At 46.4% G+C, this 13,811-nt stretch carries 6 protein-coding genes and 1 rRNA gene; 2 read left to right on the top strand and 5 right to left on the bottom strand.

Translation table 11 applies throughout. The features are described 5' to 3' along the window. A 16S ribosomal RNA gene (locus ACEPPX_RS10315) occupies positions 1-112 on the bottom strand; the annotation flags it as partial. Between the two features lie 665 nt (positions 113-777). Between ACEPPX_RS10315 and mutS the strand changes: the two genes are divergently transcribed. Both mutS and murA read left to right on the top strand, forming a co-directional pair. Beyond that, positions 778-3,363 carry a DNA mismatch repair protein MutS gene (gene mutS / locus ACEPPX_RS10320; RefSeq protein ID WP_416623960.1) on the top strand — a complete coding sequence of 862 codons (2,586 nt, stop codon included), beginning with the start codon at positions 778-780 and terminating at the stop codon, positions 3,361-3,363. Positions 3,364-3,813: 450 nt separating this feature from the next. Next, complete coding sequence (murA, locus tag ACEPPX_RS10325) at positions 3,814-5,064, top strand: UDP-N-acetylglucosamine 1-carboxyvinyltransferase (protein WP_416623961.1); 1,251 nt, start codon at positions 3,814-3,816, stop codon at positions 5,062-5,064. A gap of 242 nt (positions 5,065-5,306) precedes the next feature. On the opposite strand, the gene ACEPPX_RS10330 is transcribed toward murA, so the two are convergent. From ACEPPX_RS10330 to hrpA, 4 genes are all read right to left on the bottom strand, one after another. Beyond that, complete coding sequence (locus tag ACEPPX_RS10330; protein WP_416623962.1) at positions 5,307-7,520, bottom strand: AAA family ATPase; 2,214 nt, start codon at positions 7,518-7,520, stop codon at positions 5,307-5,309. 57 nt (positions 7,521-7,577) lie between these two features. Then, the gene (locus ACEPPX_RS10335) at positions 7,578-10,409 is read right to left on the bottom strand and encodes a DUF3418 domain-containing protein (RefSeq protein ID WP_416623963.1); all 2,832 of its coding nucleotides are present in this window, start codon (positions 10,407-10,409) and stop codon (positions 7,578-7,580) included. Between the two features lie 325 nt (positions 10,410-10,734). Beyond that, a complete protein-coding gene (locus ACEPPX_RS10340) occupies positions 10,735-12,147 on the bottom strand; it encodes a Fic family protein (protein WP_416623964.1) in 1,413 nt (470 codons plus the stop codon). A gap of 252 nt (positions 12,148-12,399) precedes the next feature. After that, positions 12,400-13,794, bottom strand: coding sequence for an ATP-dependent RNA helicase HrpA (hrpA, locus tag ACEPPX_RS10345; RefSeq protein WP_416623965.1), 1,395 nt, complete (start codon positions 13,792-13,794; stop codon positions 12,400-12,402). Between the last annotated feature and the right edge of the window lie 17 nt (positions 13,795-13,811).

The raw sequence follows: 13,811 nt of genomic DNA on the forward strand, positions 1-13,811 counted from the left end.
CCGTTCGCCACTCGCCACCAAAAGAGCAAGCTCTTTCGTGCTGCCGTTCGACTTGCATGTGTAAAGCATGCCGCCAGCGTTCAATCTGAGCCAGGATCAAACTCTTATGTTCAATCTCTAACTTTTTAACTTCTGGTCTGCTTCAAAGAAACTAACAAAGCGTAGATAATCTACATCTTGTCTGTTTTTGTCGCAGTGTGAGGCCCAAGGCACTCACACTTATCGGTAATCTGTTTGTTAAAGAGCAAGACCGAAATTATAAACCACCAAAATTTTATCTGTCAAGACTAAAAGCAACCAATCCGTTTACTCAAAATCCCAACCGTGGTACAATCTACAGTCAGTTTTATTCACCGCCTCAACAGCGAAGAACCGAACTATACACAACCCAAACAAAACCCGTCAACCCCTAAAACAAAAAATCCCCCAGAAAAAATTGCACCCGTCTGTTTTACAACAGAATTTTTTATAACCAAAAATAGACAAAACAGTACATATCCAACAGCAAACGCTACAAAAGCATTCAATCTTCTTAATTTCACAAACTCCCGAAATAATCAAATAATCGCGCGACACCAACTAGTAAACTTTATTCGCATGATACAAGCTTGCCTACGCCGCTTTACTGCATTGCGTTTATTTTTTTATTTTTTAATGTGCATCTCGATAGAACGCATCTAAACAAACTTAACAGATGAATTGTTTTCAGACGGCCCAACTCGTATAAGCCTTTGCTACAATAGCAGAATGATATGTTTCTTAAGTAAGGCCTGTGTAATGAGCAAACCCGTTTCCCCGATGATGCAGCAATATCTCGGTATAAAAGCCGACCATCAAGACAAATTGGTTTTTTACCGTATGGGTGACTTCTACGAACTTTTTTTTGATGATGCGGTAGAAGCAGCCAAACTTTTAGATATTACGCTGACCACCCGCGGGCAAATAGACGGCGAGCCAATCAAGATGGCGGGCGTTCCTTACCATGCAGCAGAACAATACCTTGCCCGCTTGGTGAAGCTTGGCAAAAGCGTTGCCATTTGCGAGCAAGTAGGCGAAGTAGGTGCGACCAAAGGGCCGGTAGAACGCAAAGTAGTACGTATTGTTACCCCCGGCACACTTACCGACAGTGCTTTATTAGAAGACAAAGAAACCAACCGTATCGTGGCGGTTTGCGCCGACAAAAAACAAATCGGCCTAGCTTGGGCTTCCTTACAAAGCGGAGAATTCAAGGCTAAATTGACTACCGCCGATAAACTACCCGACGAACTGGCTCGTTTATCGGCGGCAGAAATTCTATTGGCCGATCAAAAATCCTCCCCCTCTATTGTTGCCGACAACATTACCCGCCTCCACGCCTGGCAGTTTGCTGCCGACAGTGGTGCCGAATTGTTACAACGCTATTTCGGCAGCCAAGATTTACGCGGCTTCGGCCTGAGTCTAACCGAACATCCCGCAGCCATCGGCGCGGCAGGTGCCCTGCTGAACTATATCCAGCTCACCCAAAGCCATTTGCCCCAACATCTGGACACTTTATCACTGGAAACCGATAGCGAATATATCGGTATGGATGCCGCAACCCGCCGCAATCTGGAAATCACCCAAACACTCAGCGGGCATAAAGCACCGACTTTATTTTCGGCCTTAGACAACTGCGCCACCCATATGGGCAGCCGACTGCTGGCTTTATGGCTACACCATCCGCTGCGAAACCGCGCTCATATCCGAGCCCGCCAAGAAGCGGTTGCCGAATTACAAAATCATTATGAAAACCTGCAAGGCCGTCTGAAAAATCTGGCCGATATCGAACGGATCGCCGCCCGTATTGCTGTCGGCAATGCCCGGCCACGCGATTTAGCAGCCCTGCGCGACAGCCTGTTTATTCTGGCCAACGATATTTCACTGCCGAAAAACTCCTCAAACCTGCTTCATACGCTGCAAGAGGTTTTTCCCGCTGCTTTGCCTGTGGCCGAACACCTCAAAGCCGCGATTTTGCCGGAGCCTTCGGTATGGCTGCGCGACGGCGGGGCTATTAACCACGGCTATCATGCCGAACTAGACGAATTGCGGCATATCCAAAACCATGGAGACGAATTTTTACTGGCACTCGAAGCCCGGGAACGCGAGCGCACAGGACTTTCCACTTTAAAAGTCGAATTTAACCGTGTACACGGCTTTTATATCGAGCTATCGAAAGTGCAAGCGGAACAAGCACCCGCCGACTACCAACGCCGCCAGACCCTGAAAAACGCCGAACGCTTCATCACGCCCGAGCTGAAAACTTTCGAAGACAAAGTTCTGGCCGCCCAAGACAACGCGCTGGCGCTGGAAAAACAACTGTTCGAAAGCTTATTGAAAGAACTGCAAGGCCATCTGCAAATCCTGCAAACCGCCGCCAAAGCCGCCGCTACCCTAGATGTGTTGGCTACTTTCGCACACCATGCCGCCACCCGCGGCTACACCGCCCCCAAATTTGCAGATTACCCCGTTATCGAAATCGAAGAAGGGCGGCATCCCGTTGTCGAGCAACAGGTACACCATTTCACCGCCAACCATACCGCACTCGACCACCGCCACCGCCTGATGCTGCTTACCGGCCCCAATATGGGCGGTAAATCTACCTATATGCGGCAAGTAGCACTAATTACCCTGTTGGCGCACACAGGCAGTTTTGTTCCCGCACGCTCGGCAAAACTCGGCCCTATCGACCAAATTTTCACCCGCATCGGCGCTAGTGACGACTTAGCGGGCAACCGCTCCACCTTTATGGTTGAAATGAGCGAAACCGCTTACATCCTCCATCATGCCACCGAGCAATCTTTAGTGTTGATGGACGAAGTGGGCCGCGGCACCTCCACCTTCGACGGCTTGGCACTGGCTCATGCGATTGCCGAGCATCTCGTGCAGAAAAACAAATCATTCAGCCTATTTGCCACCCATTATTTCGAGCTGACGCGCCTGCCTGAAGCCTACCCTGCCGCCATCAATATGCATTTGGCCGCACTTGAAGAAGGGCAAGACATCGTTTTCCTACACCATATCGAACCCGGCCCGGCCAGCAAAAGCTACGGTATTGCCGTTGCCAAACTCGCCGGCCTACCCGCACGCGCCTTAAAAGCCGCCCAAAAGCACTTGGACGAACTGGAAAGCCAAGCCGCCGCCCATCAAAAACAAATGGATATTTTCAACGCATGGCCGTCTGAAGACACTGAAGAAATTCCACCAACAGCGGCAACACCCATACCGGCAGAAAATGAAGCCCTACTTGCCGCGCTGGCAGAAATACAACCCGACGATTTATCACCGCGCGAAGCCTTAGCCGCCCTCTACCGCCTGAAAAGCCTTTCTGCCAACCACAGCGATTAAACTGTAACCCGCAAAAGCCGCCTTTGATCAGGCGGCTTTTTATTTGCCGATACTATATAGTTTCCCAACTTAAGGCCGTCTGAAGCCTGGTGGCAAAACAACCTAATCCGATATATTTAAACCCATATACCGCATAATCCGCTTAATATCTTTCGTTCATAACAATACTCAAACCAAAACCGCGCGGTTTACCCTAAAGCTTTTTCAGACGGCCTACCACAATGAAAATAATCGGTGCATCACAACCATACTATGCCGTCTGAAAAACCGGATACACACTGTTCTAAAATTTACCCAAATACACAAACTCAAACCGATAAAAATCCCCTATAATTTCAGGTTTCACAACCCATTCATGTTTATAGCACGGCAAAGCATTGCGCCAAACGAGCGAGACGCAACTGCCTGCTGTAAACCGTTTGAACACATACTGCTACGAAAGAAATATTTGTGGATAAACTGAAAATTACCGCCAACGGCCCCTTAAACGGCGAAATCACCGTTTCCGGTGCGAAAAACGCCGCCCTACCTCTGATGTGTGCCGGATTGCTGACTGCCGGCACCCTGCGCCTGAAAAACGTACCCATGCTGCGTGACGTCAAAACCACCCAACAACTGCTGCAAGGCATGGGCGCGCGCGTGCTGACCGACAATGTGCAAGAATTCGAGATCAACGGCGGCACCGTCAACAACACCGTTGCCCCTTACGAATTGGTGAAAACCATGCGCGCTTCTATTTTGGTATTGGGCCCCACACTGGCGCGTTTCGGCGAAGCCCAAGTGAGCCTGCCTGGCGGCTGCGCCATCGGTTCGCGCCCGGTTGACCAGCACCTGAAAGGCTTGGAAGCCATGGGCGCCGAAATCGTTATCGAACACGGCTACGTTAAAGCCAAAGGCCGTCTGAAAGGCGCGCGCGTGGTGATGGATATGGTTACCGTGGGCGGTACCGAAAATCTGCTGATGGCCGCCACCTTGGCCGAAGGCACCACCGTCTTGGAAAACTGCGCCATCGAGCCTGAAGTTATCGATCTGGCCGAGTGCTTGGTAAAAATGGGCGCGAAAATCACCGGTATCGGCACATCGATTATGACCATCGAAGGCGTGAAAGAACTGCACGGCTGCGAACACAGCGTCGTACCCGACCGCATCGAGGCCGGCACTTTCCTATGCGCCGTTGCCATGACCGGCGGCAAAGTGGTTTTGCGCAATGCCGCCCCCAAAACCATGGAAGTGGTGTTAGACAAACTGGTAGAAGCTGGCGCCGTCATCGAAGCAGGCGACGATTGGATCTCTATCGATATGCAAAGCCGCCCCAAAGCCGTCGATATCCGCACCATGCCCCACCCCGGTTTCCCCACCGATATGCAGGCACAGTTTATGGCGATGAACGCCGTAGCCGAAGGCAGCAGCAAAGTGGTGGAAACCATTTTTGAAAACCGCTTTATGCACGTACCCGAATTAAACCGCATGGGTGCCGATATCGCCGCCGAAGGCAATACTGCCATCGTGAAAGGCGTACAACGCCTCTCCGGTGCCACCGTCATGGCCACCGATCTACGTGCCTCCGCCAGTCTGGTAATCGCCGGGTTGGTAGCTGATGGTGAAACTATTGTCGAACGCATCTACCACCTTGACCGCGGTTACGAACATATTGAAGAGAAGCTAAGTAAAGTTGGGGCGAAAATTGAGAGGGTTTCTTGATTTGGTTTTGAGTGATTGATATTTGTAATATTAAAGATGCCGTCTGAAAGTTGAGTTTTCAGACGGCATTTAAAGTTGCATGTACATGGTATACGATTACGCTTTACTTAAAGCATAACTACCCGTATCTACATGAGCTACACAACTTTCAGAAATAGCACAGCAAGATTCACACATTAGGTTAGGATGAAATCCCAACGAATCCGCAAAGTATTAGGAAATTTTGGGATTAACGATCCAACCTATGTTTGTTCATTTAATTTCATCATCATGTTGTAATGGGCAAGTTGCTGTGTTTCTTCAAAAATTTTCTTAAATACATCTAAAAACTTCTGAATAGTGTCATCATCCATAGAGAAATATTGCCCATCATCAAGGATATGAGAACCTGCATTTGCCCAGTATAGTAACATTTCACATAATCGCTGTTCTTGAACGTTGGAAAATTTTTGTGGTAACTCATCTAATGCGATACCACCCCACATATGAAAATAATTTTCTAAAATTCTCCGCAGAGTATTCGGTAAATTGTGATTAGATAAATCCTGTTTCCTGACTTCTGACCATAGAAGTTCATACGATGTATTTATAGGATTTTCACTATATGCTTCTATATTTGAAATCATATTACTCTTACGAACAATCCAAAATTTCTTTTTCCATGGCTGGTAAGCTCGCTGCCTTTTATGAGCAGGAATATTCTTCTTAAACGTAATTTCTTTATAAAAATAAACGTTATGGGTTAAAACAAAAAACTGCTTAATATATCCACTTCCATTTTCTGCTTGAATTAGTAAATCCCTAATTAGGGTACTAACAATAAATAAAATATCACTATCTAAGCTAGAAATAGGGTCATCAAGTACTACTATTCGATCAGCTGTAATACCATTACCATCTGTATCGCCTTTTAGAAGATGATAAAAATACAGAAAAGTAATAAAAGTTTTTTCACCTTCACTTAAATTTTTTGCTATTTCCCCATTACTACGAATTAACTGGTACCCTTTTTGATTATCAGAAATTTTTAGGCTAAACCCATTAAAACCAAAATTTCTAAGCATTGAATTAATTTCATCAACTGTTGGTTGAATGCTGATTAGCTGGGTCGCTAGATCTTTAATCTCCTTTTCTTTTTTACTCTTTTCATTTTCTTTTTCACTAATTTTTTTACTTAAGTTAAGAATTCCAACATCTAATCCTGAATTTTTTTTATGGTAATCCTCAATAACTATTTTAACTTCTTGTATGATAAAAAGCCAAATTTGGCTATTTAATTGTTTCTTTTCACTTTCTGAGTTTGTAACGATTTTATTATAACTTTTAATTTTTTGGTTAGATTCAGCAATGAATGCATTAATACGATCAACTATATCAGCAATGTGGTTAAGCTCTATAATTCTACCTGGTTCATTAATTTTTTCATTAATAAGTAAAACATTTTTTGATAATTTTTCTGACAATCTTGCTTGTTCTAACTTTAACTTTTCTATTTCTAAAAAACTTGATTCAGACTGAATTAATCTTTCTAATGTATTATTTAGATTTTTAATTTCAATTTCATACCTCACCTTTAAATCATTTATAACCTGAGTATCCCTTAAAAAATTCTCATCAAAATAAATTTCAAATTGATTTTTTAAATTTTCTTGAATTTTCTGCTGACAAAATGGACAAAAACCATTACTTAATTCTAAAAAATCAATTCCTTTTCGAATCCAATCACTATTGTCTAATTTGTTAATTAATTCAGAAATATTAACATCACTACTACCAATTATTTTCTTTTTCAGAATATAGTTGTTAGCGCAATCAATTAAAATTTGAGCATTAATAGGATAGAGTTCATCTTCTTTCTTTAAATCAGATTGAAATAAAGTAAAATATTGCTTTTTCAAATAATCTAGTTTAGGTACGTCATTATTACTTTTATGCTGTTCATACTCATGTAATACTTTATTTTTTAATTTTTCTTTACTATTCATCAATCCAGTAAAAATTTCTTTAAAGCAATCTCCATATTTAGTCTTTAACTTCCATATAGTATTTTTAAATTCTTCCTCTAATTCATTTTTTTCACTTTCTTTTTTAACTTTTGATTTTTTATCACTATCTATATTTCCTTGAATTTCCTGGCATTTTTGCTTAGCTTCACTTATCTTCTTTTCTGCATCTACTTGGTTTTCTCCAAGAGTAAAAATTCCTTTTAATTCAGCAGATTGATTAAAGTTAAAATTTCTATCTATAAAATCTTGGTTATATACCATGGTTTGCAAAGGGTTTCCATTTTTCCAAACTAATGAGCAGTTTGGAAATTGTGTAACATCTGAAATAACTTTACTAATAGTAGTTTTTCCACTTCCATTTGCACCATAGAAAAAATTGACTTGAGCTAGATCTTCAATAGTAGTTAATTGATAAGTCGCAGTATTTTTTAAAGTGATAGATTGCAGCATTGTTTCATCCCCTGAAGCAACAGTTGTAAATTCAATTTTTCTAACTCTTAGAAGATTTTATTTTAAATGTCCCCACTCCTTCAACAACCGCTTCACCGACACTGGATACGGTGTTTTTAACTCCTGCGCAAACAGCGACACCCGCAATTCTTCAATCTGCCATTTGAACATCATCAGGCCGTCTGAAACGGGTTGGCCTTGTTTGATCAACATATCCGTTTTTTCCTGCCACATCTGTTCCAATTCCTGAATTTCGGCTTCGCGCGCTTGGTCACGGGCGGGGTTGGCACCGTATTTTTCCATACGCAAGGTCATGGCTTTAAGGTAGACGGGCAGGCGCGGCCATTGGCTCCAGGGTGTGCGTTGGGCGAAACCGGCAGACAGCAGGGTTTGTATGCGTTGGAGCAGCAGCGGGGTGAGCGGGTGTTTGCCCAATTTACCGTTCAGTTCGGCGTAGGCGGCGGCGGTTTCTTGCAGGTAGCGGCTCACAGCTTCTTTGACGGCGGGCAGTCGGCTGCGCGCGCGTTTGATTTGTTCTTTAAAGGCTTTTTCGCTGCGCGGCGGTTCGTCTTCGCCGATAAAGGCGCGGTCGCAGATGGCGGCGGTGAGGTCGTCGCGCAAGGTGTCGGCGGGAATGTGCTTGAGCAGCATGGCGGCTTGGGTGAAGCCGGTAATGCCTTTGTTGAGGTCTTTCATGTGCTCTTTGAGCTGAAGCTGCATCAGGGCAATCACGCCGTGGCGGTGTGCTTGGGCGGCAGCTTCGGCGGTGTCGAACAGGCGTAGGGCGATGTTGCCGTTTTTCTCTTTCTGTAAGCCGAGATAGCCGGTGAGCTGCTGCTTGCCGCGGGCGAATTTGATGGTTTCGGGTAGGGTGCCGATGTCCCATTGCGTTACGTTGTCGCGCTCGAATTCTTGGGTATTGTCGCGGAAGGTAACGGCGGCGGCTTGTCCCAGCTCTTGTTGCAGTTTGGCCAGGTTGCGCCCACCAGCCAACTCTTGCCCGCCGTCGTCAATCACGCGCAGGTTGAAGTAGCAATGCTCTGGTAGCGGGAAATCGCGCCATTGGTCTTGGTCGATGTGTTCGAGCAGGCGCATGTCGCCGGCGGTTTTGACGATAAAGTGTGCCAGTTGGGGAATAATCGGCTCTTGGCGGTTGGGGTTGCTTTCCAGGAATCGGGTAATGAAATCGGGCACGGGCACGCAAATACGGCGGATTTGTTTGGGCAGGGCTTTAATCAGCAATTGCAATTTTTCACGCAACATACCGGGCACCAGCCATTCGAGGGCGGGTGCATGGATGCGGTTGAGTACGGTCAGCGGCAGGCTGAGGGTCACGCCGTCGAGCGGGTGGTTCGGCTCAAAGCGGTAGCTGAGTTTGAATTTGCCGTCTGCCGTTTGCCAATAGTGCGGGAATTGCTCTTCGGTAATATGGGCGGCGGCATGCTGCATCAGATCTTCGCGGGTGAGGAACAGCAGGCGCGGGTGATCGCGTTCGGCGGTTTGCAACCAGCTTTGGAAAGTGCGGATGTCGGCCAGAGGATAGATTTTCAGACGGCCTTTATTGGCCGCTGCTGCCGCTTCATCAGCTTTGCTATCCAAACGATGATTTGCAACATTTTCAGACGGCCCGGTATTAGTTGTGCCGTAAAACTGCCCGCTTTCATCTTTGTACACGCTTTCAGGCAGCCTTTGGTGATAAAAATCAAACAAGGCTTCTTCATCCACCAATACGTCTTGTTTGCGTGATTTATTTTCCAAATCAATGATTTCGGCAATCAGTTTCTGATTGTGGCGGAAAAACGCGTTTTTCAAATCGCATTCTTGTGCCACCAATGCGCCGCGGATAAAGATTTCACGCGCCTCGTCGGGAGCGACTTTGCCGTAGGCAATGGGGCGGCGCGGCAGTACGGTCAGGCCGTAGAGGGTAACACGCTCGCTGGCAACGACTTCGCCGCGCTTCTGTTCCCAATGCGGTTCAAAATAATGGTAGCGCACCAAATGCGGCGCTTCCTGCTCGATCCATTCGGGCTGGATGGCGGCAACATCGCGGGCGTAGAGGCGGGTGGTTTCGGTCAGCTCCGCCGCCATCACCCATTTGGGCTTGGACTTGAACAGGGCTGAGGCGGGAAACAGATGGAAACGGCTGCCGCGCGCGCCGGTGTAGTCGTGGCCGTCGGGCGACTTCATGCCGACGTTGGCGATCAGGCCCGTCAGCAAGGCGCGGTGGATTTGTTCGTAGCTTGCTTCTTTGGCGGAGCGGATTTGGGCGCGGTGCTGTTTTTTATCTAATTGTTTTTGTTTCAGTTTGGCTGATAAATCTTGATCGCCTTGATTTTCAGACGGCCTTAATTGCTCTTGCACGGGAGGCTGCCTGAACGCCTGTTCTTTAGACACCAGCCCCATTTCCACGGCGATATCGACCAACTGTTTGTGCAGCTCGCGCCATTCGCGCATGCGCAGATGCGAGAGGAAATATTGACGACACCATTGCACCAATTGCTTATTCGACAAACCTTTATCACGCTCGCGCTGGAAGCTGTCCCAAATGTTCAGGTAGGTCAGAAAATCGGACTGCTTGTCGGTAAAGCGTTCATGCGCTTTTTGGGCTGCTTCGCGTGCCTCAAGTGGTCGTTCGCGCGGATCTTGAATCGACAGGACGGACGCAATCACCAGTATTTCCGCCATACAATCGTGTTTTTTCGCCGCCAACAGAATACGGGCGATTTTCGGATCAATGGGCAGCCGCGCCATTTGCTCGCCGAGCTTGGTGAGGCGGTAGCGGGGGTAGGCTGAACGGGATTGTGGGTAGGCTGAAAGAGGTTTGTCTTTTGTTGGATTTTGTCGGGCATCAATGCCTGATCGACATGTTTGATTTTTAGTATTTTGCATAGCGTTTAGGCCAAGTATTTACACCCTACGTGGTCTCAATTTATATTCTTTGCAGGTTATATGCTACCTTATTGTGTATAACATATTCCACTTTACTGTCTCGGATATTCAAGCTGATCGCATTACCTGTAATCAAGCGGTCTAAATATAAAGATTCTTAGTGTACATACTATCTGTGGTTTGGGATATGGGAAAGCAACCAATTGTTTTCAGAATTTTTTTCAGAGACTAGAGCACGAAAGCAAAAAGCAGTCCGTAACTTAACTTTGTAAGGAGCAGACTGCTTTTTTTAACTTGGTTCGGGCTGTATTTTAGGATAGCCAAACTATTTTCTCTCTAATCTTTCCAATAAATCCTGAGGGGCAACATATTCCAAAGCATTTCCTGATTTGAACGGCACTAGAAATCTATGTTCCCCCAGCTTGCTTAAATCACTGCGTGCAGTATTCAAAGAGACACCATATTGATTTGCAATTTCTTGTGCGGTAAAGATTTTTCCGCTTTCTTCCATCGCTTTTTGCAGGATACCAATTTGCCGCTGGTTCAACTTTCCTATCTTTTCGGTATATTTGGCAATTGCTGCTTTGAATTCCTGCTGGTGTTTCTGTTTGTCGGAAATGTAGTTCTCCAAATCTGAGATAGCCCGTTTGATAATGTCACATTGGTAATAGATGAAATAGGTTAAATCCAAATCATCGGTTTCTGCATACAGATAGGACTTGGCGTATTGGGCAGGAGCATTTTTCAGCAAGCGGCTGATGGATATATATTCAAACAACCAGTAGCCTTTTTTGAGCATAAACCAATAAAACAAAGCCCGCGCTGTCCGTCCGTTACCGTCGCCGAATGGGTGGATGTAGCCGATAAGGAAATGCAGGATAATGGCTTGAACAACCGGATGGATAAATGGATTTTCTGCGCCGTCATAAGTATTGTTGGCAAACGTGCATACTGCTTCCATCAGTGTATGGACCTGCTCGTGCGGCGGCGGTTGGTACAGGCTGTTACCGTCGGCATCGGCAATAAAGATTTCGTTGTCCCTCCTGAATTGCCCAGGTTCTACATGATTTTCAATAGCGTTGCTGGTGGCAATACGGTGCAAATCTAAAATTATTTCAACACTCAACGGCGTATTTTTCAAGTTCACCGCTTTTTTCATCAAGTGATAGTTGTTTACTATCATGATTTCGTCTTTGGTTTTAGGTTTACGCTGCGATTTAAGCATGTCCTTGGCTACTTTGCGCGTGGTAGCCGCACCTTCTAATTGGGCAGATGTAATCGCTTCTTCCATAATCAGAGACTTAAGTAGGAACCTGTTTTGCTCGCTTCTGCTGAAACCGCTTAGATTGGACGTGCTGATATTGCTACCACAGCTTTTATCAATCAGATGAAGTTGAGCCTGTAAGGAGTCGGGAATACAGAACCAAAACTGGTGCTCAAACGGAAAACCAATTGGTTTTTGGATTTTTCTGCGACTTTCCTTTACAGCATGCCACTTCATCCGTGTATCCTCCGTGTGAATCCTGCGAAATTTGTCCCAGTGCAGGTATCTTCCTTTTTCATCGGTAACGGAAAATTCGGAATAATCTTTGATTTCAGCAAGAAAATCGGAAATGTCTATATTAGGATTATTTGCTGCTGGCTTCAGCAGCTCGAAAGTTTGTGCCATTTTTTCAGTAAAATGCTGCACATATTCCTGTTGCAACAGAGCAAATTCCGGGGGGCTGGAAATTTTCATATATATACCAAAGTTACGCAATTTTTCATAATTGAACCATTTTAGTTGATTTTTAGAGAAGTGCAAGGTATTCAAATCAAGTTTGAAAGAAGTTGAAGTATCACCTTCACAGATTAGCTGTAAAGATCGCCTGAAAAATAAAAAAGCAATCTGAAACTCCACACGAAAGGTACGGGCTACTTTTATTTGGTTTCAATTAAGGTTACATTTTCAAACTATTATTATCTGCGACCGTTTATGAAACTACTACTTTCAGACGGCCTCCTCTACTGCCCCCAATTCCAACAACACCTGAAACCCGTCATTGATATAACGCTGGTCGGGTGCTTCGAGAAACGGAAACGCAGATACGTCACCCAAATTCAGCGAAGCCATACGCAAAATTACCGCTGCCAGATTGCTACGGACAATTTCGGGATCGGTAAAAGCTGGGCGGTTATTGAAATCTTCTTCGCTGTATAAACGGATGCACACACCGGCCGACACACGGCCGCAACGGCCTGAACGTTGGCGGGCGGCGGCTTGGGAGATTTTTTCTACATGCAGTTGCTCCACTTTCGCCCGTGCCGAATAGCGTTTCACCCGCGCTAGACCGGTATCGATCACATATTTGATACCCGGCACAGTGAGCGAGGTTTCGGCTACGTTGGTCGCCAGTACGATGCGCCGTTTACTCCCCGAAGGATGAAAAATTTTATGCTGCTCGGCGTTCGATAAGCGTGCAAACAGCGGCAGGATTTCATCGTCGCGGCGCAGTGGCGATTTACGCAGGGCTTCGGCGGCTTCGCGGATTTCGCGCTCGCCCGGCAAAAATACCAAAATATCGCCATGCCCCAGCCGCGCCAATTCGTCGGCGGCATCAACGATGGCATCGGTCAGCTCGATTTCCGCTTCGTCTTCGTCTTGTGCGTGCAGCGGGCGGTAGAGAATATCCACGGGGAAGGTGCGCCCGCTCACTTCCAGCACGGGCGCGTTGTTGAAATGTTTGGAAAAGCGTTCGGCATCAATGGTGGCGGAGGTGATGATGACTTTCAAATCGGGGCGGCGCGGCAGCAGTTGTTTCAGGTAGCCCAGCAAGAAATCGATGTTTAGGCTGCGTTCGTGCGCTTCGTCGATGATGATGGTGTCGTAAGCGGTGAGGTAGCGGTCGGTTTGGGTTTCGGCCAACAAAATACCGTCCGTCATCAGCTTTACATAAGCGTCGCGCGAGGTGTTGTCGTTAAAACGTACTTTATAGCCCACGGTTTGGCAGATGGGGTTCCCCAATTCTTCGGCAATCCGCTCCGCCACCGAACGCGCTGCCAAACGGCGCGGTTGGGTATGGCCGATCAGCCCCGCGGTGCCTCGGCCTATTTCCAAACAGATTTTTGGCAGCTGGGTGGTTTTGCCTGAGCCGGTTTCACCGCAAATAATGGTGACTTGGTTGGCTTCAATCGCTGCACGTATTTCATCTCGTTTTTCATGTACGGGCAAGGTGCCGTCGTATTGCGGCTGCGGTAATTTTTCCAACCGCTGCAAATAGGATTGGTGTGATTTTTGGTATTTTTGCTGTACTTTTTCCAAGCCGCCGAAGCGTTGGGGATGTTTGAAGGCCGATTGGAGAAAATGGCGGTCTTTAGCCAAAACACGGGTAAGATCTTGAGACATATGTGAAAAAATTATCG

The sequence above is a fragment of the Neisseria sp. S1 genome (assembly GCF_048060015.1).
Classification (GTDB): domain Bacteria; phylum Pseudomonadota; class Gammaproteobacteria; order Burkholderiales; family Neisseriaceae; genus Neisseria; species Neisseria arctica.

Coding starts and splice junctions, on each gene's coding strand:
- mutS (WP_416623960.1), top strand. CDS start 778: ATGAGCAAACCCGTTTCCCCGATGATGCAGCAATATCTCGGTATAAAA.
- ACEPPX_RS10330 (WP_416623962.1), bottom strand. CDS start 7,520: ATGCTGCAATCTATCACTTTAAAAAATACTGCGACTTATCAATTAACT.
- ACEPPX_RS10335 (WP_416623963.1), bottom strand. CDS start 10,409: ATGCAAAATACTAAAAATCAAACATGTCGATCAGGCATTGATGCCCGA.
- ACEPPX_RS10340 (WP_416623964.1), bottom strand. CDS start 12,147: ATGAAAATTTCCAGCCCCCCGGAATTTGCTCTGTTGCAACAGGAATAT.
- hrpA (WP_416623965.1), bottom strand. CDS start 13,794: ATGTCTCAAGATCTTACCCGTGTTTTGGCTAAAGACCGCCATTTTCTC.